Annotated in this window: 19 protein-coding genes; 9 read left to right on the forward strand and 10 right to left on the reverse strand. The window is 73.9% G+C overall.

Translation table 11 applies throughout. The features are described from left to right. Positions 1 to 100 precede the first annotated feature (100 nt). The 4 genes from OG373_RS31785 to fxsA all read left to right on the forward strand — a co-directional run bounded on the left by OG373_RS31785 (position 101) and on the right by fxsA (position 4,097). Positions 101 to 541 (forward strand): Lrp/AsnC family transcriptional regulator, encoded by a 441-nt coding sequence (locus tag OG373_RS31785; protein WP_030663734.1) that lies wholly within the window; start codon positions 101 to 103, stop codon positions 539 to 541. Positions 542 to 670: 129 nt separating this feature from the next. Continuing rightward, positions 671 to 2,299 carry an amidohydrolase gene (locus OG373_RS31790; protein ID WP_189974150.1) on the forward strand — a complete coding sequence of 543 codons (1,629 nt, stop codon included), beginning with the start codon at positions 671 to 673 and terminating at the stop codon, positions 2,297 to 2,299. Positions 2,300 to 2,613: 314 nt separating this feature from the next. Beyond that, positions 2,614 to 3,399, forward strand: coding sequence for a polyprenol monophosphomannose synthase (locus OG373_RS31795; protein WP_405441806.1), 786 nt, complete (start codon positions 2,614 to 2,616; stop codon positions 3,397 to 3,399). A 125-nt stretch (positions 3,400 to 3,524) separates the two neighbouring features. Continuing rightward, a complete protein-coding gene (gene fxsA / locus OG373_RS31800; protein ID WP_405441807.1) occupies positions 3,525 to 4,097 on the forward strand; it encodes an FxsA family membrane protein in 573 nt (190 codons plus the stop codon). Positions 4,098 to 4,213: 116 nt separating this feature from the next. On the opposite strand, the gene OG373_RS31805 is transcribed toward fxsA, so the two are convergent. From OG373_RS31805 to OG373_RS31815, 3 genes are all read right to left on the reverse strand, one after another. Further along, on the reverse strand, positions 4,214 to 4,588 hold the full coding sequence (locus OG373_RS31805) for an RNA polymerase-binding protein RbpA (protein ID WP_007262928.1): 375 nt from the start codon (positions 4,586 to 4,588) through the stop codon (positions 4,214 to 4,216). A 313-nt stretch (positions 4,589 to 4,901) separates the two neighbouring features. Then, entirely contained in the window at positions 4,902 to 6,344 is a 1,443-nt protein-coding gene (locus OG373_RS31810; protein ID WP_405441809.1) for an MFS transporter, read from the reverse strand. Positions 6,345 to 6,411: 67 nt separating this feature from the next. Further along, complete coding sequence (locus OG373_RS31815) at positions 6,412 to 7,182, reverse strand: glycerophosphodiester phosphodiesterase family protein (RefSeq protein WP_405441810.1); 771 nt, start codon at positions 7,180 to 7,182, stop codon at positions 6,412 to 6,414. Between the two features lie 224 nt (positions 7,183 to 7,406). Between OG373_RS31815 and OG373_RS31820 the strand changes: the two genes are divergently transcribed. Next, entirely contained in the window at positions 7,407 to 8,909 is a 1,503-nt protein-coding gene (locus OG373_RS31820) for a PLP-dependent aminotransferase family protein (protein WP_405441812.1), read from the forward strand. Positions 8,910 to 8,968: 59 nt separating this feature from the next. Here the strand turns inward: OG373_RS31820 and OG373_RS31825 are convergent, their stop codons facing one another. Both OG373_RS31825 and OG373_RS31830 read right to left on the reverse strand, forming a co-directional pair. Beyond that, positions 8,969 to 10,555 carry a hypothetical protein gene (locus OG373_RS31825; RefSeq protein WP_405441813.1) on the reverse strand — a complete coding sequence of 529 codons (1,587 nt, stop codon included), beginning with the start codon at positions 10,553 to 10,555 and terminating at the stop codon, positions 8,969 to 8,971. Positions 10,556 to 10,624: 69 nt separating this feature from the next. Next, the gene (locus tag OG373_RS31830; RefSeq protein WP_030031218.1) at positions 10,625 to 10,819 is read right to left on the reverse strand and encodes a hypothetical protein; all 195 of its coding nucleotides are present in this window, start codon (positions 10,817 to 10,819) and stop codon (positions 10,625 to 10,627) included. A 328-nt stretch (positions 10,820 to 11,147) separates the two neighbouring features. Between OG373_RS31830 and OG373_RS31835 the strand changes: the two genes are divergently transcribed. Next, positions 11,148 to 11,570, forward strand: coding sequence for an ankyrin repeat domain-containing protein (locus OG373_RS31835; protein WP_397733513.1), 423 nt, complete (start codon positions 11,148 to 11,150; stop codon positions 11,568 to 11,570). 331 nt (positions 11,571 to 11,901) lie between these two features. Then, the gene (locus OG373_RS31840) at positions 11,902 to 13,299 is read left to right on the forward strand and encodes a HEAT repeat domain-containing protein (protein WP_405441815.1); all 1,398 of its coding nucleotides are present in this window, start codon (positions 11,902 to 11,904) and stop codon (positions 13,297 to 13,299) included. A gap of 95 nt (positions 13,300 to 13,394) precedes the next feature. Here OG373_RS31840 and OG373_RS31845 read toward each other — a convergent pair whose 3' ends face one another. The 5 genes from OG373_RS31845 to OG373_RS31865 all read right to left on the reverse strand — a co-directional run bounded on the left by OG373_RS31845 (position 13,395) and on the right by OG373_RS31865 (position 16,979). After that, positions 13,395 to 14,060, reverse strand: coding sequence for a hypothetical protein (locus OG373_RS31845; RefSeq protein WP_405441816.1), 666 nt, complete (start codon positions 14,058 to 14,060; stop codon positions 13,395 to 13,397). Continuing rightward, positions 14,057 to 14,629 carry an RNA polymerase sigma factor gene (locus OG373_RS31850; protein WP_405441818.1) on the reverse strand — a complete coding sequence of 191 codons (573 nt, stop codon included), beginning with the start codon at positions 14,627 to 14,629 and terminating at the stop codon, positions 14,057 to 14,059. Before OG373_RS31850 ends, OG373_RS31845 begins: the two co-directional genes overlap by 4 nt. Before the next feature lie 73 nt (positions 14,630 to 14,702). After that, on the reverse strand, positions 14,703 to 15,572 hold the full coding sequence (locus tag OG373_RS31855) for a biotin-dependent carboxyltransferase family protein (RefSeq protein WP_405441819.1): 870 nt from the start codon (positions 15,570 to 15,572) through the stop codon (positions 14,703 to 14,705). Next, positions 15,565 to 16,188, reverse strand: a complete 624-nt coding sequence (locus tag OG373_RS31860) for an allophanate hydrolase subunit 1 (protein WP_405441821.1) — start codon at positions 16,186 to 16,188, stop codon at positions 15,565 to 15,567. The genes OG373_RS31855 and OG373_RS31860 overlap by 8 nt, the downstream gene beginning before the upstream one ends. Continuing rightward, positions 16,185 to 16,979: a LamB/YcsF family protein gene (locus OG373_RS31865; protein ID WP_405441823.1), complete on the reverse strand. Its 795-nt coding sequence runs from the start codon at positions 16,977 to 16,979 to the stop codon at positions 16,185 to 16,187. The genes OG373_RS31860 and OG373_RS31865 overlap by 4 nt, the downstream gene beginning before the upstream one ends. 100 nt (positions 16,980 to 17,079) lie before the next feature. On the opposite strand from OG373_RS31865, the gene OG373_RS31870 reads away from it, so the two are divergent. Next, positions 17,080 to 18,585: a hypothetical protein gene (locus OG373_RS31870; RefSeq protein ID WP_405441824.1), complete on the forward strand. Its 1,506-nt coding sequence runs from the start codon at positions 17,080 to 17,082 to the stop codon at positions 18,583 to 18,585. Positions 18,586 to 18,889: 304 nt separating this feature from the next. After that, positions 18,890 to 19,792, forward strand: a complete 903-nt coding sequence (locus OG373_RS31875) for a hypothetical protein (protein WP_405441825.1) — start codon at positions 18,890 to 18,892, stop codon at positions 19,790 to 19,792. Positions 19,793 to 19,807: the final 15 nt, after the last annotated feature.

Here is a 19,807-nt window from a genome sequence, read left to right on the forward strand (position 1 = left end):
CTGTGGCCTTCGTCACATGCCTGCCGCAGATGCCTCCAGTGGGCGGACAGCACTGGGCCTGGAGCGCCCTTGGGCCGTAAGTTGAGCGGCTATGAGCGCAATGGAGGAGCTGGACCGCCAGATCGTTGATCTGCTCGTGCGGGACGGGCGGATGAGCTACACGGATCTGGGCAAGGCCACGGGACTGTCCACGTCGGCAGTCCATCAGCGAGTACGACGTCTGGAGCAGCGCGGAGTGATCCGCGGCTATGCGGCCGTGGTCGATCCGGAGGCCGTCGGCCTGCCGCTGACCGCGTTCATCTCGGTCAAGCCCTTCGACCCGAGCGCCCCGGACGACATCGCCGACCGGCTGTCCGGGGTCCCCGAGATCGAGGCCTGCCACAGCGTCGCGGGCGACGAGAACTACATCCTGAAGGTGCGCGTCGCCACCCCCCTGGAGCTGGAGGACCTCCTGGGCCGGCTGCGCGCGCTCGCCCACGTCGCGACGCGCACGACGGTCGTCCTCTCCACCCCCTACGAGGCCCGCCCGCCCCGCGTCTGATCCGCCTCGGGCCCGCGCCCGGCCCACCTCCGACCTCCCTCCGGCCCCACGCCCGACCTGCGTCCGGCCCGTGTCCCGGTGGGGACCCGGTGGTCGGGCCGGGGTGGGCGACGCGGGACACTGGTCGGCATGACTGACCGCACCGCCCACTCCGCCGATGCCGCCGGAGCACCGACCAGGACCGTCCTCCTCCGCGGGGGCGAGGTCCACAGCCCCGCCGACCCCTTCGCCACCGCGATGGTCGTCGAGCGCGGCCGTATCGCCTGGGTCGGTTCCGAGGGCGCGGCCGACGCCTTCGCGCAGGGCGTGGACGAGGTCGTCGACCTGGGCGGCGCGCTCGTCACGCCCGCCTTCACCGACGCCCACGTCCACACCACCTCCGCGGGCCTGGCCCTGACCGGCCTGGACCTCACCGGCGCGCGCTCCCTGTCCGCCGCGCTGGACCTCGTACGCGCGTACGCCGCGAGCCGTCCGGCCGACCGGGTGCTCCTCGGGCACGGCTGGGACGCCGCCCGCTGGCCCGAGCGCCGGGCCCCGTACCGCGCCGAGCTCGACGAGGCCACCGGCGGCCGCCCGCTCTACCTCAGCCGCGTCGACGTGCACTCGGCGGTGGTCACCACGGCCCTGCTCGCCCTCGTCCCGGGCGTACGGGCCGACGGCGACCGGCCGCTGACCGCCGACGACCACCACGCCGTACGGAGGGCCGCGCTGGCCGCCGTCACCCCTGCCCAGCGTGCCGAGGCCCAGCGGGCCGCCCTCGACCGTGCAGCCTCCCTCGGGATCGGCTCCGTCCACGAGTGCGGCGGGCCCGAGATCTCCTCCGCCGAGGACTTCACCGGCCTGCTCGCCCTGGCCGCCGAGCGGCCCGGGCCGCGCGTGTTCGGGTACTGGGCCGACCGGGATCTCGAACTGGCCAGGGAGCTCGGAGCCGTCGGAGCGGCCGGCGACCTGTTCGTCGACGGAGCCCTCGGTTCGCACACCGCCTGCCTGCACGCCCCGTACGCCGACGCCGCGCACACCGGCACCGAGTACCTCGACGTGCACGCCGTCACCGAGCACGTGGCCGCCTGCACCGAGGAGGGGCTCCAGGCCGGTTTCCACGCCATCGGGGACGCCGCGGTCACCGCGGTGGTGGAGGGGGTCCGGGCGGCCGCCGAGAAGGTCGGCCTGGCCCGCGTCCGCGCCGCCCGGCACCGGGTGGAGCACGCCGAGATGATGACCCCCGCCACCATCGCCGCGTTCGCGGAGCTGGGGCTCACCGCCTCCGTTCAGCCCGCCTTCGACGCGGCCTGGGGCGGCGAGGACGGCATGTACGCCGACCGGCTCGGCGCCGAGCGCGCCCGCACCCTCAACCCGTACGCGGCCATGCTGAAGGCCGGTGTCCCGCTGGCCTTCGGCTCGGACGCCCCGGTCACCCCGCTCGACCCGTGGGGCACCGTCCGCGCGGCCGCCTTCCACCGGACCCCCGAGCACCGGATCTCCGTACGGGCGGCCTTCACCGCCCACACGCGGGGCGGCTGGCGGGCGCTGGGCCGCGACGACGCGGGCGTCCTCGTCCCCGGCGCACCCGCCGACTACGCGGTCTGGCAGACGGGCGACCTGATCGTCCAGGCCCCCGACGACCGCGTCGCGCGCTGGTCGACCGACCCCCGCTCGGGCACGCCCGGACTGCCCGACCTGACCCCCGGTTCCGAACTGCCGGTGTGCCTCGCCACCGTCGTCGGCGGGCGGGAGGTATTCGTACGCCCACAGGGGTGATCCGGTGGGCCTCGGTTCGGTACGGGCGGTCGGACCCGGATAAGTTCGGCCGGGTCCACCACAGGAAGTCCGTGCCGGACGACTCCGTCTGCGCAGCGCGCCCGCGCCTCGGGGGCGAGGGAAGGTTTCGCCGGGCGGCGGGTGGCCCCGGATCGGGGTCCGGCGGTCCAGTAGACAACGGTCACGGCGGCCCGCAGCCAGCGGGAGTCCGACCGGCCCGAAGGACCGCGGGCCCCGATCCCTGTACTCCCTGTTCTAAAGTCATCCTCTGCGACCAGACGTACAGGACGTGCAAGCGCACAAAAGGGGACTCAGTGAGCGACGGCGGACAGCGGACCTACGGGCCGCTCGGTACAGCCTTGGTGATCATTCCGACCTACAACGAGGCGGAGAACATCGGGCTGATCGTCGGGCGCGTCCGCGCGGCGGTGCCCGAGGCCCACATCCTGGTCGCGGACGACAACAGCCCCGACGGCACCGGCAAGCTCGCCGACGAGCTCGCGGTCGGCGACGACCACGTCCACGTGCTGCACCGCAAGGGCAAGGAAGGGCTCGGCGCCGCCTACCTGGCGGGCTTCGTCTGGGGCCTGGAGGCGGGCTACGGCGTGATCGTCGAGATGGACGCCGACGGTTCCCACCAGCCCGAGGAGCTGCCCCGGCTGCTCACCGCGCTGGCCGGCGCCGACCTGGTGCTGGGCTCCCGGTGGGTGCCGGGCGGCCGCGTCGTCAACTGGCCCAAGAGCCGGGAGTTCCTCTCGCGCGGCGGTTCGACCTACTCGCGGCTGATGCTGGACGTCCCGATCCGGGACGTGACGGGCGGCTACCGCGCCTTCCGCCGCGAGACCCTGGAGGGCCTGGGCCTGGACGAGGTGGCCTCCGCGGGCTACTGCTTCCAGGTCGACCTGGCCCGCAGGGCCGTGCAGAAGGGTTTCCGCGTGGTGGAGGTGCCCATCACCTTCGTCGAGCGCGAGTTCGGCGACAGCAAGATGAGCAAGGACATCGTGGTGGAGGCCCTGTGGCGGGTCACCCAGTGGGGCCTCAAGGCCCAGGCGTCGAAGCTGCTGGGCAAGGCGACCGGCAGGCCGGAGGGCAAGTCGTAGGGCAGGCCGGCAGGGGCAGCCGGAAGGCAGGTCCTGTTCCGGTCCGGTCGTCGGGCACCCCCTAGGGGGTGCCCGGTACCTCCGGCTGAGGTCGCTTTTACCCGGCCCCATGCACACTGGGTGGTATGACGACCGGCATTTCCACGGCCCCCCGGCGGCGCTCGCCCGCCCGTGCCTTCCTCCCCCTGGCCATCGCTGCCTGGCTGATCCTCGAGATCTGGCTGCTCACCGTGGTCGCGGACGTGGCCGGCGGGCTCGCCGTGGCCGCGCTGCTCGTGGGCGGCATCGTCCTGGGCGCGGTGGTCATCAAGCGGGCGGGGCGGCGTGCCTTCAAGAACCTGGCGAGCACCTTCCAGCAGGCCCAGCAGGGCCAGCAGCCCACCGCGCAGCAGTCCGGCCAGGGCAACGGCCTCACGATGCTGGCGGGGCTGCTGCTGATGATGCCAGGCCTGATCTCCGACGCGGCGGGCCTGGTTCTGCTGCTGCCTCCCGTCCGGGCCTGGATCGGCCGCAGGGCCGCACGCTCGCTGGAGCGCAAGATGGCCTCGGCCCAGGCCGGCAGCTTCGGTGACGCCTTCCAGCAGGCCCGGATCCACTACCCCGACGGCAAGATCGTCCAGGGTGAGGTCATCCGCGAGGACGGGCCGGGGCAGCAGGACGGCCCGGACGCGGGGTACCGCCCGCCGCTGGCCCCGTAGGGCCGGGACGCACAAGGCCTGCGGACGCACAAGGCCCGCGGAAAGCCGCAGAAAACCGAGGGGCCCCGCCACACAGTGTGTGGCGGGGCCCCTCGGCTTGTGTATCCGTCCGGCTGTCAGGCGGACTTGCGGCTGTCCCGCGGATGCACGGCAATGTTCATGGCGCCGGAACGCAGGACTGCAAGCCTTTCGGCCAGCACTTCCTCCAGCTCCTCGCGGGTGCGTCGCTCCATGAGCATGTCCCAGTGCGTTCGCGCAGGCTTGCCCTTCTTCTCTTCGGGCCCATCCCCGTCCACCAGGAGTGCCATGGCGCCGCACGCCTTGCACTCCCACTCCGGCGGAATTTCTGCCTCAACCGAGAACGGCATCTCAAATCGATGTCCGTTCTGGCATGCGTACTCCACCGCCTGGCGCGGGGCCAGATCGATGCCGCGGTCCGTCTCGTAGCTGGTAACCACGAGGCGCGTACCGCGGAGAGCTCGCTCACTCATGAATCGTGCCTCCCGGGCTTGTCGCCCACAGGACAGGTGTCGCTGTCGTCGTCATCCGGTCAACGTCCGGTCGGCGGTATAGATTCCCGCTCCGGGTCGTGCGTCGCCCGTCGTGCCGCCCCTTGTTGTACCCACCAATGCCCGTTTTGTCACATCTGGCAGCAGATGTCACCCAACGTCCACGCTTCTCGAGCGCGCAGTAACGGTCCGCCTGGCAGGCCAAAGGCGTACACTACCGGCCCTTTGCTTGAACGTCTAAATTCGTTCGGAATTCGTTCGTGGATCCGGGTGGTGCGCACTCGCGGACCCTCGTTCAGATCCGCTCCGGTACAGGATTGCCTGCCGCCTCCACCGCGCGCCGCACCGGCACTCGCGCCAGGAGCACGAATCCCAGTGCGAAGAAGACCACCAGCGAGATGATCGCGTCCCGGTAGCTCCCCGTGAGCTGGTACGTCAGGCCGAACACCAGCGGCCCCACCCAGCTCAGGCCGCGGTCGCTCATCTCGTACGCCGAGAAGTACTCGGCCTCCTTGCCCGCCGGAACCAGGTGCGAGAACAGCGAGCGCGACAGCGCCTGGCTGCCTCCCAGCACCAGTCCGATCATCGCGGCGAGCGCGAAGAACCACACCGGGGTCCGGGCCGGCAGGAAGTAGCCCATCGCCAGCGTCACCGCCCAGGCCGCCAGCGAGCCCAGGATCGTCCGCTTGGCTCCGTATACGCGGGCGAGGCGGCCCATGCCCAGCGCGCCGGCCACCGCCAGGACCTGCACCAGCAGTACCGCCCCGATCAGGGTGGACTGCTCCAGCTCCAGCTCCTCCGAGCCGTAGATGGAGGCCTGGGAGATCACCGTCTGCACGCCGTCGTTGTAGATCAGGTACGCCAGCAGGAAGGACAGGGTCAGCGGGTAGCGCCGCATGTCCTTCAGAGTGGCGATGAGCTGCTTCCAGCCGCTGACGGCCGGAGCCGCCCCCGGTTCCCGGACCACGGCGCGGTCGCGCAGCCGGCGCAGCGGGATCAGCGCGAAGGCTCCCCACCACAGGCCCGCGGAGGCCAGGCAGATCCGTACCGCCTCGCCCTCCGTGAGGCCGAAGGAGTCGTGCCCCTGGAAGAGGACCAGGTTCACCACCAGCATCAGGGAGCCCGCGGTGTAGCCGAAGGCCCAGCCCCGCGAGGAGACGGTGTCCCGCTCGTCGGGGGTGGAGATCTGCGGCAGGTAGGCGTTGTAGAGCACCATCGAGACGGACAGGGAGGCGTTGGCCACGACCAGCAGCAGGCCGCCCAGGAGGTAGCGCTCACCGCCCAGGAAGAACATTCCGCCGGTCGCCACGGCGCCCGTGTACGCGGCCGCCGCCAGCAGCGGCTTCTTGCGTCCGGTCCGGTCGGCGACGGCGCCCACCAGCGGCATCAGCAGGACGGCCAGGATCACCGAGGCCGAGACCGAGTAGGCGAAGAAGGACCCGGCCCGCACCGGGATGCCCAGCGGGTGCACGAACCCCTCGGAGTCCGCGGCGGCCTTGGCCACCGCGGTCAGGTAGGGGCCGAGGAAGACGGTCAGCACGCTCGCCGAGTAGACGGAGACGGCGAAGTCGTAGAAGTACCAGCCCCGCTGCTCGCGCTTGCGCTGGGCCGTCGCAGTCGCTGTCGCCGTCGCCGCCTCGGTTGCGGGCGGGGGCTTCGCCGTCGCGGCGGCCGCTGCTCTGCCGTCCTCCGCCCCGGGTTCCGCTTCTTCGCTCCTGCTGCTGTCTTCCGCACTCATGCGGTGTCCCCCTCGCTCGTCCCGTACCGCAGCGGCCGCCTGGTCCGCGCGGGGGACGAAGGGCGAGTCAGGCCCAGGCCCCGCGTCGGTCCAGCACCGTGCGCAAGATGTCGATCCGGTCGGTCATGATGCCATCGACACCCAGGTCGAGGAGAGCCTCCATACGTTCCGGTTCGTTCACGGTCCAGACGTGCACCTGGAGTCCCCGCTCGTGCGCGGTGCGTACGAAGCGGCGGTCGACCACGCGGATGCCGGCCTGCGTCTCCGGAACCTGCGCCGCCACGGCGCCCACGCGCAGCGCCGCGGGAATGGCGTACGAGCGCAGCCGCAGACCGACCACCCCGCGTACACCGTAGGAAGTCGCCAGCCGCGGGCCGGCGATCCTCTGGGCTCGGGCCACCCGGCTCTCCGAGAACGAGCCGACGCAGACCCGGTCCCAGATCCCGGCCCGTGCGATCAGGTTGACCAGCGGGTGGAGCGCCGACTCGGCCTTGATGTCGATGTTCCAGCGGGCGTCCGGGAACTCCTCCAGCAGCTCCTCGAAGAGCGGCAGCGGCTCGGAGCCCGCCACCTTGGCCTCGCTTACCTGCTTCCAGGTCAGCTCGGCGATCCGGCCCCGGCCGTCGGTGACCCGGTCCAGCGTGGAGTCGTGGAAGGCGACCAGTTTCCCGTCGACCGTGGCGTGCACATCGGTCTCGAAGTACCGATAGCCCGCCTCGGCGGCCCGGCGGAAGGCGGCGGCGGTGTTCTCCAGACCGTCCGCGGCGCCTCCCCGGTGTGCGAAGGGGATCGGAGCCGGGTGGTCCAGATAGGGATGGCGAAGGCGTACGTGCGTCACGGCGGCAGTATGCCTCTTGTTACCCGTGGGACGGGTGCGGCCGCATGGCTGCGTGGTGAACGGCGCGTCTCCGCGGCCGTGCGGCCCGCGCCGCCGGGCCCACGTGCCACCCCGCTCTGGCCCGGGTGGCCCCCGGCGTGACAGGCTGTGGGCGCGGAAGGAATCCAATACCGGCGCCGCCCCCGGTCGGGCGAGGCCAATTCGACGAAGGTGGACCGGACAGCATGGCCGAATGGACCTCAGCGGTCGGTGCCGCACAGCTCGCCCGTCTCATCACCTCCCAGCAGGAGCGGCCCAGCGCTCCCGGCGCGCGCAAGCTGCCCGCCTACCGGACCCTCGCCGACGGCATCCGGCTCCTCGTCCTCGAAGGCCGCATTCCGGTTGCCGCCCGGCTGCCCGCCGAGCGCGAGCTGGCCGTCGCCCTCTCGCTCAGCCGCACCACCGTCGCCGCCGCGTACGAGGCCCTGCGAGGCGAGGGGTTCCTGGAGTCCCGCCGGGGCGCCGGCAGCTGGACCTCCGTCCCGGCCGGGAACCCGCTTCCCGCCCGCGGTCTGGAGCCGCTGCCGCCCGAGTCCCTCGGTTCGATGATCGACCTCGGCTGCGCCGCGCTCCCGGCTCCCGAACCCTGGCTCACCAAGGCCGTCCAGGGCGCCCTGGAGGAGCTGCCGCCGTACGCGCACACCCACGGGGACTACCCGGCGGGCCTGCCCGCGCTGCGCCGGATGCTCGCCGACCGCTACACCGAGCAGGGCATTCCCACCATGCCCGAGCAGATCATGGTCACCACCGGCGCGATGGGCGCCATCGACGCGATCTGCAGTCTGTTCGCCGGGCGCGGGGAGCGGATCGCCGTCGAGTCCCCCTCCTACGCCAACATCCTCCAGCTCATGCGCGCCGCCGGGGTCCGCCTCGTCCCCGTCGCCATGGCCGACGGCCTCAGCGGCTGGGACATGGACGTCTGGCGGCAGGTGCTGCGCGATTCGGCACCGCGCCTCGCCTACGTGGTCGCCGATTTCCACAACCCGACCGGGGCCCTGGCCTCCGAGGACCAGCGCCGCGCCATGGTGGAGGCCGCCCGGTCGGCCGGCACCGTCCTGGTGGCCGACGAGACCATGCTGGAGCTCCAGCTGGACCCGGACCTGGAGATGCCCCGCCCGGTGTGCTCCTTCGACCCGGCCGGCAGCACCGTCATCACCGTCGGCTCCGCCAGCAAGGCCTTCTGGGCGGGCATGCGGATCGGCTGGGTCCGCGCCGCCCCCGACGTCATCCGCAGCCTGGTCGCCGCCCGCGCCTACGCGGACCTGGGCACCCCGGTGCTGGAACAGCTCGCGGTGAACTGGCTGATGCGGACCGGGGGCTGGCAGGAGGCCGTCCGGATCCGCCGCCGGCAGGCCCGGGAGAACCGCGACGCGCTGGTCGCGGCGGTGCGCCGGGAACTGCCCGACTGGGAGTTCGAGGTCCCGCAGGGCGGGCTGACGCTGTGGGCCCGCGCGGGCGGGCTCTCCGGCTCCCGGCTGGCCGAGGTGGGGGAGCGGGTCGGCGTACGGGTCCCCTCGGGGCCGCGGTTCGGCGTGGACGGCGCCTTCGAGGGGTACGTCCGGCTGCCGTTCACCGTGGGCGGGCCGGTGGCCGAGGAGGCCGCCTCCCGCCTGGCGGCGGCGGCCCGGCTGGTCGGGACGGGCGCCGGCGGCAGCGGGGCGGAACCGCCCCGCACCTTCGTGGCGTAGCCCGGCCCGGGGCGGGGCGCGGCGCCGTCCGGGCCGCAGGGACACCGCGCCCCGCCGGGCTACGGAGTCTCGGCCGGCACCTCGGGCATCTCCGACGCGTCGACCGCCGAACCCTGGGCGGGCGGCTGCACCGGCTTCACGAGCCGGTCCGGCAGCAGCTCCAGCACGGCCTGGCGGTACGCCGGCTGGGTGCCCTCGTCGTACGGGTCCGGGGTGGCGGGCACCTGCAGGCGGTGCACGGGCCCGGTGCCGAGCCGGGCGTACCCGCGTCCCGGCGGCACCTGAGCCGTCGGGGTGGTGTGCGGCGGCAGTCCCAGAACGTCCGCGATCTGCTGGACGGCGGCGGGCCCGAGGACGACGCGGGCGCGGGTGTGCTGCCAGACGGAGTCGTTCAGCAGCTCCAGGTGCCCGAACTGCTCGGCCACCACCACGGTCACGTGCGCGGGCCGTCCGTGCCGCAGCGGCACCTGCAACTGGGCCAGTGGATCGGGTCCGCCCTCGGCGACGGCGAGGTGGGCCAGCACGGTCGGCTGGTCCAGCAGGATCCACAGGGGCCGCCGGGTGTTCTCGGGCGCCGGCCGACCGACCTCACGGGCCCGGTGGGTGGCGATCAGCCGCCGCTCGGTCTCCTGCGCGGCCCATTCGAGCGTGGCCTGCGCTCCGGTCGGCCCGCACTCCACGGCGAGGACGCCGCTGCGGCCGGCCAGGCACGCGTACTCGCCGCTGCCCCCGCCGTCGACGATCAGTACGTCGCCCCCGTGCCGCAGGGCCTGCAGGGCGACGGAGCGCAGCAGGGTGGAGGTGCCGCTGCCGGGCTGGCCGACGGCCAGCAGGTGGGGCTCGGTGGAGCGGGGCCCGGTGCGCCAGATCACCGGCGGCACGTCGCGGGGCTCGTCGCCCTCCAGGACGGGCAGGGTGCGCTGCACGCTGCCGGCGTCGGTGAAGCCCAGTACGGTCTCGCCGGGCGAGGTGACGAACGGCTGGGCGGCGATGCCCGTCGGCAGCGCCGCCAGCACCCTCAGGTCGAGCTGGTTGCCCTCCTCGTCCCAGTCGAAGAGATACTCCCGTCCGCGCCCGGACTTGGCGTGCAGCAGTGCCTCGATCCGGGCCCGTGAGGTGGCCTCGCCGTCGGTGAAGTAGGCCGGGTAGCGGATGTGGAGCCGGGTGATGCGGCCCGCCTCGTCGAACTCGTAGCCGCTGAAGGCCTGGTCCCAGTCCCCGCCGTGGGCGAAGAGCGGGCTCGGGTCCTCCGGGATGGAGAAGTACGGCACGAGGGCTTCGTAGAGGGAGCCGAGCCGTTCGGTCTCGGCATCGCTGGGCCCGGTCTTCGCCGGGGTGCGGTCGCGTCCGTGCCAGGCCGCCGCCGCCATGAGGGTGATCATGGCGAGGAGCGGGCCGTAGGGGACGAGCGCGACCACGAGGACGCAGGCGGCCCCCAGGAAGAGCGCGGGACCACGCTTGTCCTTGGGGGTCTCGGACCACCGGCGCCGCCCGGCCGCGGCCAGGATGCGCAGGCCGCGTCCGATGACGAGGAGCGGATGGAGGACGTCCGTGGCGCTGTCGGCGGCCGTGCGAGCGAGGTCGCGGCCCCGGGACAGCGACACGGTGCCGCTGCTGAGGATGCGGGGAAGTGGGCGCCGGGCCACGGGCGTCTCCTGGAGTTGTGGGTGTGACGGTGATTCGGGTGTCGCTGGCGGAGCCGCGTGATGGCCGGGCTAGAGCTTGATCCCGCCGAGCAGGCTCGCGAGGCTCGCGGTGCTCGCCGTGATGCTCGGGGCGATGGCGGAGCCGGCGAGGAAGAAGCCGAAGAGCGAGCAGACGAACGCGTGCGTCAGCTTCATCCCGTCCTTCTTGAAGAAGAGGAAGCAGATGATGCCGAGCAGGACCACGCCTGAGATGGACAGAACCATGAGGTCTTCTCCTGGTGGGTGGGGACAGTCACCATCAGTTCTTCCAGGCTCACAGGAAGTATCAATGCGACAAAAGGTGCATACGGGTGAATCTCCGGGTTTTTCACTTGACCGGCTCAGCCCGGCTGGCGTGCCCGGCCCGGGGTGGGTCGAGGCTGATCATTGCCTCGGCCCGACCCGGACATGTGCAGGCCAGGGCGCTACTCTGGCGATTCACCCGTACGGACGCAGTGCCGTGCACCCCCCTGCCCGCCCGGCCCGGCCGGGTCCTCGCTGCCGCGACGGGCGGGTGGACCATGTCAGCAACGAGTGAAAGGCGGTACGAACCATGAGCGAGCACGCCGCGGAGGGCCCCGGCTCCCAGGGCGTCCCCGACGAGGACGTCATCGAGCTGGCCACCAAGATCTTCGACCTCGCCCGCCAGGGTGAGACCGAGACGCTCACCGCGTACCTGGACGCCGGCGTCCCGGCGAACCTCACCAACGACCGCGGGGACACCCTGGTCATGCTCGCCGCCTACCACGGCCACGCCGACGCCGTGTCGGCCCTGCTGGCCCGCGGCGCCGAGGCCGACCGTGCCAACGACCGAGGTCAGACCCCGCTCGCCGGTGCGGTCTTCAAGGGCGAGGAGGCCGTCATCCGGGCCCTGCTCGCCGGAGGGGCCGACCCGAACGCCGGAACCCCCTCCGCCGTGGACACGGCGCGCATGTTCGCCAAGGCCGACCTGCTGGAACTTTTCGGAGCCAAGTAGTCCGGTTTTGCCGGGGATCTGGCCCGGCCCGGGCACAGCCCGACCTCACAGGTTGGTCACGGCGGCCATAAATGTGGTCGCGGCGCACAAACCGGCTGGGTCATCATGGCGTCGGATTCGATTCGCGAGCACGGGGGACGGGCAGAAGCGGGCGAGACACGAAGGGTGTGCCGGCCGGCCCGGCCTCCATGGTCACGAAGCACCGACGAGAGTGAGAAGGCAATGGTCTACATCGAGCGGAACATGACGGCGGACGTCCTCACATGCTGTTACGCGGCCCTGTGAATCCCGATTCCCGGTTGCGTCCCCAGCTTGATTTGAGGCCATTCCCATGTTCGAACCAGTCATAGCGCCGAGCGGTACCCTGCTCGGGCTCCTCCAGCGGGGCCGCGGCGACGGCACGCTGCACGCACTCGCGGCACCCAGGGCGGAGGCCCTCGAGGCCCTCAACCACTGCGTGCTCCGCGACCCGCGCCAGGACTGGCAGGTCGAGAACCGCTCCTTGTACTACGCCCGGCTCTACCTGGACCTCGCCGGTCCGCTGGGTGAGATCGAGGCCCACCTCTTCAGCGCCGACGACCTCGTCGACGAGGAGGACCACCGCACGGGCCTCGCCCTGTCCGTCCTGGGCCACCTGGCCTCGTACGGCCGCGACGACGCGCTCATTGTGCTGCGCCGGTACGCGGCCTCCGGGGCGAATTGGGCCTGGGCGCTCGACGAGCTGGCCCTGCGCGACGACGACGAAGGCCTGCGGTCCCTGGCCGCGGCCGTCCTCGCCCGCTTCCCCGCCACGGCGGAGGGCGAGGCGCGGCTGGCCGCCGCCGTCCGCGATGCCTACGAGCCCCGCCCGTGGTGCCTGTGGGAGGCGACCCCCCAGTACGGGGAGCGCCTGCGCGCCGCCCGTCAGCAGGGCTCCTTCGACCGCTGGCAGCGGCAGATGAGCCCGAGCGGGCCCCGGCCCGGCTGGGGCGTCCAGGCCGTCTTCGACTGGGCCGCCGACGGCCTGCGCCGCGGTACCCCGCTGCACGTCCCCGCAGCCCGCTGCCTGGCCGCCGTGGCCCAGCCGGAGGACCGCTCCGCGATCCTCGCGGCCGCCGCCGGCGCCGACGGCGAGGCCGCCCGGGCCACCGCCCTGCACCACCTGGTCCTCGCCGAACCGGACAACCCGGCCGTACTGGACCTCATCGAAGCCGCCGCCGACGAGCCCGCCGTGGCCGCCTACGAGCGGATGTGCGGCCCCGGGGCCGTCGATCGGGCCCGACGCTGGGTCCACCGACCCGACGCCCTCGGAGAGGCCGCCGCGGCCACCCTCGCCGCGCGCGGCGGAGCCGAGGACGCCGTCCTGGTCCTGGGCGCCCTGCGCTCCACGGTTCGCGGCGCGGGCCCGGACACCCGGCGGCTGTTCGCCCTGGTGGACGGAGCCGGCCGGCTCGCCATCAGCTGCGCGGCCCCCGTGCTGCGCCACATCTACCGCGAGACGGCCTCGTCCCACCTGCGCGGCCGGGCCGCCCGGGCCCTGGCCAGCACCGACCCCACCTTCGCGGCGGGCTTCGCCGTCGAATGCCTCTGGGACTGCGAGGAGACCACCCGAGAGGTGGCGGCCCGCCACGCCGAAACGGCCGACGCCCGCGTGGCACCCCGACTGCGCCGCCTGGCCACCGACCCGGCCGAGGAGGAGGACGTCCAGTCGGCCGTCCGCAGCCGCATCACCCCGGAGTCGGCCGTGTAGCGCCCCCGGCAGCCCCACCGACACCACTCGGCCCGGCCCCCTGACAAGAGGGGGCCGGGCCGAGTGCTGTGACGGCGTGCGGTCGCGGAGCGCAATCAGGGCGAAATGGTGGCCGGTACGCCGGGGGGTGGGGTGGGGGGCCCCGACCGCAGCGCCTCCAGGAAGTCCTCCCGGTAGTCGGCCGAGCAGTGCGGGACCCAGTCGTTCGGCAGGACTCCGAAGGCGAGTCCTTGCTTCCCCTCCCACCACGGCTGGAAGTACGCCCACGCGAGGACGAGCGTGTGTCCTGGGGGGACCGCCTTCGGGTTGACCTTGAGGGTGCGTCCGTCATCGCCGCGCGACACACCGGCCGCGGGATCGGCCTTCGGGCCGCGCTCCCAGCCCCTGATCGCCTTGCACTCGAGTTCCGGCAGCGGCGGGACCGCGACGGCCTGGACCCCCAGTTCCTTCAGCCGGTCGGCCAGAGCCGGGAGCTGAGCCTGCTGGGGCGGATCGAACCGCAGCGACCCGTCCGGCTCCCTCCTGATCTCGGGCGCGTCCGAGGCCGAACGGCTCGGCGTGCCGGCCGGCAGGGACCCGGTGCGGTTGCCGCCCGTGAGGGTCATGACGGCGACCACGGTGGCCGTGGCGGCGCCCACCGCGAGCGGAATGCCGTACCGCCGGGCGAAGGACCGGGCGGGGGGCGTGGGCACGGCCTCCGGGAGACGGGCCAGGAGCGCGGCCTTCAGCCGCTCCTCGAAGCCACTGGGCCTGCTGTTCATCGGGCTGCCTCCATCTGGCGCGCGGTCATGGAGCCCGGGGCACCCAGGGCGCGCCGGGCCCGGTGCAGGCGGACCCGGACCGTCGCCTGGGTGACGCCGAGGGCTTGGGCGGCTTCGGCCGGGGTGAGCTGGTCGAGCACGACCAGATCGAGGGCGGCGCGCAGCGGCTCGGACAGGGCGGCGTGGCGCTCCGCGAGCTCCCTGAACGCGCGCTGGGCGTCGATCCGCTCCTCCAGCGCCGCCACGTCCTCGTCCTCCAGCAGTCGGCGGCCGCTGAGGCGGGCCATTGCCCCGCTCTCCCGGGCCTGCCCGCGGGCGTGGCCCGCCAGGATGTTGCGGGCGATTCCGAACAGCCAGGCGACCGGCACCCCCCTGTCGTTCCGGTAGCCCTTGGCCGATCCCATCGCCGCCAGGAAGATGTCCGCGGTCAGGTCCGCCGCCAAGTGCGGGTCGGCGACCCGGCGGGTGACGAAGCCGAGGACCGCGTCGATGTGCTCCTCGTAGAACGCACCGAACCCCTCGTGCGTGGTGAGATCCGGCGGCCCGGTTTCCTGTCGTGGGCTGCGCACCCGGTTCCTCCCCTGCCTCGGGGGCCCGGTCGGCCCCCTCACCCCGTTCTTGGCCGCAGCCCCCGAAAGCGTTTCATCGGGCCTGTACGAACCGGACCGGGACGCCCGGCCTGGCCTGGGCCGCCGCGTCCAGGGCCGGGCCCGGCGGGACCACGCCCACCACCGGGTAGCCGCCCGTCACGGGGTGGTCGGCCAGGAACACCACCGGCAGCCCGTCCGGCGGTACCTGGACCGCGCCCAGCACCATGCCCTCGCTCGGCAGCTCGCCCGGCCGGGCGCGGACCAGCGCGGAGCCCCCCTCCGTGCGCAGCCCGATCCGGTTGGACGCCGGCGAGACGCGGAACTCCGAGCGCCACAACCCGGCGAGGGACGCCCCGGTGAACCAGTGCGCCCGCGGCCCGAGCCGGAGCGGGAGCAGCAGTTCCGACGGCGCCGCGGGCAGCCCGTACGCGTCCGCCCCGGGCACCGGGTCCGGTCCCGCGGGGCCCACCGGCAGTGTCATCCCGGCCGACAGGACCGGCGGCCCCAGCCCCGACAGCAGGTCCGTCGAGCGACTGCCCAGGACCGGCGGGACGGGCAGGCCTCCCCGCACCGCGACGTAGCTGCGCACTCCCGACTCCGCCCGGCCCACCTCCAGCTCCGCCCCGGCCGGGAGCCGGACCGGCGCTCCCCAGGCCACCGGGCGCCCGGAGATCCGTACCGGACAGGGCGCGCCCGTGACCGCCACGACCGTCGCAGCCAGGGCCCGTAGCCCGACCCCGTCCAGGGTCGTCTCCAGCGCCGCCGTGTCCGGCGCGTTGCCGACCAGTCGGTTGGCCAGCGCGTACGCCGCCGTGTCGAGCGCTCCCGAGCGCGGGACCCCCAGGTGCGCGTACCCCGGGCGGCCCCGGTCCTGGACCGTGGTCAGCGCCCCCGGCCGTACCACCAGCAGCCCCTCAGTCACGGCCGTCGCCCTCCGTGAACCGGACCCGGACCCCGGGCGCGAAGAGCGCCGCCGGTTCCCGATCCGCGTCCCAGAGCACCGCGTCCGTGGAGCCGATCAGCTGCCAGCCTCCGGGCGAGGAGCGGGGGTACACCCCGGCGTACTCCCCGGCCAGCGCCAGCGAGCCCGCCGGGACGGCCGTGCGCGGAGTGTCCCGGCGCGGCACGTGGAGGCGCTCCGGCAGCCCCGTCAGATAGCCGAAGCCCGGAGCGAACCCGCAGAACGCCACCCGGAACTCGGTGGCGCCGACGATGCCCGGCACCTCCCCGGGGGCCACCCCCCACAGCCGGGCCACCTCCGCCAGGTCCGGCCCGTCGTAGCGCACCGGGACGGTGACCTGCGGCCCCTGCGTCGGCGCGAGCGGCGGCACCTCCCACCGCGCGATCCGGGCACCGAGCGCGGCCGGGTCCCGTACGCCGTCCAGCAGTACGGTCCGCGCGGCCGGCACGAGGTCCCGTACGGGCCCCAGCTCGCCCGCGTCCCGGCGGCGCAGCAGCTCGGCGTGGAGCGCGGCGACCTCCTGCGCCGAGTCCAGCTCGATCAGCAGCGCCTCGCCGCCCACCACCAGGGTCCTCATGCGAAGGCCTCCACCCGGACCCCGGCCGCGCCCAGTGCCTCGCGGACGCGGCGGGCCAGCCCGGCCGCCCCCGGGGTGTCCCCGTGCAGGCACAGCGAGCGCGCGGCCACGCTCACCGGGGAGCCGTCGGCGGCCGTCACCGTGCCCTCGGCGGCCATCCGGACGGCCCGCGCGACGACCGCGTCCGGGTCGTGCAGCACGGCGCCCGGCTCGCCGCGCGGCACCAGCGTCGCGGCGGGCGTGTAGGCACGGTCGGCGAAGGCCTCCGGTACGGGTGCCAGCCCGGCCTCCCCGGCGGCGGCGAGCAACAGCGACCCGGGCAGTCCGAGCACGGGCAGGCCCCCGGTGGCACCGGCCCCGGCCGCCAGCCGGACGCCCGCGACCACGGCGGCGGCCTGGTCGGCGTCGTGCACCGTGCGGTTGTAGAGCGCGCCGTGCGGTTTGACGTACGACACCCGGGAGCCGGCCGCCCGGGCGAACACCTCCAGCGCCCCGATCTGGTAGGCCACCTCGTCGGCGAGTTCGCCGGGCGGCACATCCATGGAGCGCCGCCCGAAGCCGGCCAGGTCGCGGTAGGACACCTGCGCGCCGATCCGTACCCCCCGCTCCGCGGCCAGCTCGCAGACGCGGCGCATGATCGACGGGTCCCCGGCATGGAAGCCGCACGCCACATTGGCGCTCGTCACCACGGAGAGCAGAGCCTCGTCGTCGGTGAGGGTCCAGCGTCCGAAGCCTTCGCCGAGGTCGGCGTTGAGGTCGATCACGGGAGCGGATGCGATCATGGAAGCCATGCGCCGAGCGTAGAGCAGGCGGCCGGAACGGATGCCGGGGACGATCCGGCCGAACCATGCCGTTTGGGATGTTGTCAGTAACAGGACCTAGTCTTTGTCCGTGACTCTCCCTGCCCCGGCGAAGACCCTTCCGTCCCCGGCGCCGGGCCCGGCCGCCGACGAGGGCCTGGCCCGTCGGCTGCGCGCCCTCGCCTGCACCGCCCCGCTGCACGACCTCGACGTCCGCAAGGCCAATCTGGCCGGCGAGTACGGGGTCTACGCGATGGCGGAGGTCGCGCTGGCCGCGATCGACCTGGTCACGCTCAACATGGACTTCGACACGGGCGCCGACCACGAGCAGATAGTGGCCAGGCTGCTGCCGCGCGTCGCGGCCCAGGCACCGTCCCGCCCGGCGGCGGAGCACGAGCGGGTGGCCCGCTGGGTGCTGGAGAACCTGATCAACGTCGGCAGCGTGGACCGCGGTTTCCGCGCGATCTACGGCACGTTCGGCCCCGACGGCGTGTACGTGCGCCGGGACTACGACTTCAAGCTGATCGAAGAGGTCCCCGGCTACGGCGGCGTCGTCTACCTGCGCACCACCGACGAGGCCGTCAACGTACTGGTCGGCGCCCTCGACACCGACGTCACCAGCGCCCAGATCGCCGCCGAGGTCAAGCTGGAGGTCCTGATCAGCCGCGGCCGGCTGGCGGACGCCCAGCTCGCCGCCGAGCAGGCCCGCTACCGGACCGTCCAGTACGCCGAGACCCTGCGCCGGACGCTGGACGCCACGCGCCGCAACGTCCGGGCGGTGGACTGGCTCCAGGCCGTGCCCGACATGATCGCCGAGGCCCTGGACCACGTCGCCGACCGGTACCGCCACGAGAACGCGATCCTGACCAACATCCGCAAGGCGCGCGACGAGGCGGAGGAGCCGGAGAACAAGCGCCGCGCCGCCGAGCTCGTCGACATCGTCAAGGACTGCATCCGCCGGCACACCCAGCTGCAGTCCCGACTGCTGGACGCCGGCCCGCTGTTCCGCGCCGAACAGGACCGCCAGGCCTTCGCCGCCCCGGCGCCGCGCTCCGGCATCGACCTCTACGGGCAGCTCGTCGCGCCGCTGCTGCCGCTCCCACTGGAACAGGCGGGCCGGGTGACCGCCGCGTTCTTCGCCTCCGGCGCGGGGCTGCGCACGCCCGTCTCGGTGCGGGTGGCGGACCTGGTCGAGATCCTGCTGACCCCGCCGGTGGAGCGCGAGCACCTCGGCGCGGAGATGCCCGAGCCGGACCTCATCGCCACCCCGGACGACAGCCGCTTCAGCGAGGAGCAGCTCGCCGTCGCGATGGAGCTCCTGGACCTTCCGCACGACGCGCCGCGCCGGCTGTCCGGCCTGCTCGCGGAGGCCCGCCGCAGCGATCCGGACCTGCCGTACCTGGTGGCGCTGCTGGCCGTCCACGCGGCGAGCCCGGCCGTCGGCACGGCCTACCGGCAGGGGGAGGAGCGGCTGCTGTTCGCCGTCGACGACGGCACGCAGCTCGACGACCCCGAGTTCGGCGGAGCCGACCTCATCGTCGGCACCGCGCTGCTCGACGCCGCCGGCATGGCGGCGGACCGCGCGGAGGCGGCATGACGGCCCTCGCCATGACCGGCCTCGCACATCCGGCCCCAAAGGCGCCACATCCGGCCCCGCCGGCGTTCGAGCAGGGGGCACCTCCCAGCGGTAGCTGGGGGAGGGTCCGGGCGGAGCCCGGTGCCCGGCGGAGCCGGGATTCCTGGGACTCCGCCCCAGACCCCGCGCCTCGAACGCCGGCGAGGCTGAAATGGGCGCCGCCGGGTCCTGTCCCCGCCGGACAGAACCCGACCACCGCCGGAGCCGCCGCACCACCGTGCACCCGTACCGCCCGAACGACCCGCACCGCCGAGGAGACGTACCCGTGAGCGACCACCACGCCGAGCACCCCGCGTGGAGCGAGCCCGACGCGCCGTCGGCTCCCGCCGTGCCCTCCACCGTCGCCGCGGTGACCCCCGCCGACGCCGCCGACGCGGCCCGGCTCGTCGCCTTCGGGCTGCAGCCCAAGCTGCTCCCCGCCCGTGACGCCGAGTACGCGGAGCTGCTCCGCCGCTACCGCGAGGACCCCGCCTTCGGCCGCCTCGCCGACGCCGTCGCCACCGGCCTCGGCCTGGTCGTCCTGGAGGTGTCCGCACGCGCCGGCATGGCCGTGGCCGCCGACGAGGACTCCGTCTTCGCCGTCCGGATGGGCGACTACGCCCGCCGCACCGCCGCCGACTCCGCCGACCGCTTCCTGCACGGCCTCGCCCATCTCGCCGTCGCCGCCCTCGCCTTCCCGCGCCCCGAGGACCTCGCCGACGACGGCTACATCGGCCGCATCACCGTCAACGGCGTCGACGCCTTCGTCCGGCAGACCTGCCGTCGCCTGGAGGAGCGCGCCGAGGAGCTCGGCGAGAACACCGACCCGGCCTCCGACGCCCCCGGCCTGGAGGCCGCCTGGCGCGTCTACGCCCGCCGCAGCGCGACCGGCGCCACCAAGGACGCCCGCCGCCTCGCGGGCTCCACCACCGGCATCGTCGGCAAGGCGGCCGCCTTCCTCACCGACTCCGGTTTCCTCCAGCGCACCGGCGACGAGGCCGGCGGCACCTACCGCACCACCCCCCGCTACCAGCTCCAGGTCCGTGACATGGCGGGCAGCGCGGCGATGGCCGAGCTCCTGGAGCTCGGCGTGGTCCCCGTCAGCGACGGCTCCGCCACCCTGCTGCCGCCGCCCGAGGGCGACGACCTGGACCTGGCCGCCGACGCCGGGCTCCCGTTCCACGCCTGAGCCCCCCCGGCCGCG

The organism is Streptomyces avidinii, assembly GCF_045161815.1.
GTDB classification, from domain to species: domain Bacteria; phylum Actinomycetota; class Actinomycetes; order Streptomycetales; family Streptomycetaceae; genus Streptomyces; species Streptomyces avidinii.

Excerpts from the sequence above, each read along its gene's own strand:
- fxsA (WP_405441807.1), top strand. The coding sequence starts at position 3,525 with ATGACGACCGGCATTTCCACGGCCCCCCGGCGGCGCTCGCCCGCCCGT.
- OG373_RS31840 (WP_405441815.1), top strand. The coding sequence starts at position 11,902 with ATGTTCGAACCAGTCATAGCGCCGAGCGGTACCCTGCTCGGGCTCCTC.
- OG373_RS31790 (WP_189974150.1), top strand. The coding sequence starts at position 671 with ATGACTGACCGCACCGCCCACTCCGCCGATGCCGCCGGAGCACCGACC.
- OG373_RS31845 (WP_405441816.1), bottom strand. The coding sequence starts at position 14,060 with ATGAACAGCAGGCCCAGTGGCTTCGAGGAGCGGCTGAAGGCCGCGCTC.
- OG373_RS31805 (WP_007262928.1), bottom strand. The coding sequence starts at position 4,588 with ATGAGTGAGCGAGCTCTCCGCGGTACGCGCCTCGTGGTTACCAGCTAC.
- OG373_RS31835 (WP_397733513.1), top strand. The coding sequence starts at position 11,148 with ATGAGCGAGCACGCCGCGGAGGGCCCCGGCTCCCAGGGCGTCCCCGAC.
- OG373_RS31830 (WP_030031218.1), bottom strand. The coding sequence starts at position 10,819 with ATGGTTCTGTCCATCTCAGGCGTGGTCCTGCTCGGCATCATCTGCTTC.
- OG373_RS31810 (WP_405441809.1), bottom strand. The coding sequence starts at position 6,344 with ATGAGTGCGGAAGACAGCAGCAGGAGCGAAGAAGCGGAACCCGGGGCG.
- OG373_RS31785 (WP_030663734.1), top strand. The coding sequence starts at position 101 with ATGGAGGAGCTGGACCGCCAGATCGTTGATCTGCTCGTGCGGGACGGG.
- OG373_RS31820 (WP_405441812.1), top strand. The coding sequence starts at position 7,407 with ATGGCCGAATGGACCTCAGCGGTCGGTGCCGCACAGCTCGCCCGTCTC.
- OG373_RS31865 (WP_405441823.1), bottom strand. The coding sequence starts at position 16,979 with ATGGCTTCCATGATCGCATCCGCTCCCGTGATCGACCTCAACGCCGAC.
- OG373_RS31860 (WP_405441821.1), bottom strand. The coding sequence starts at position 16,188 with ATGAGGACCCTGGTGGTGGGCGGCGAGGCGCTGCTGATCGAGCTGGAC.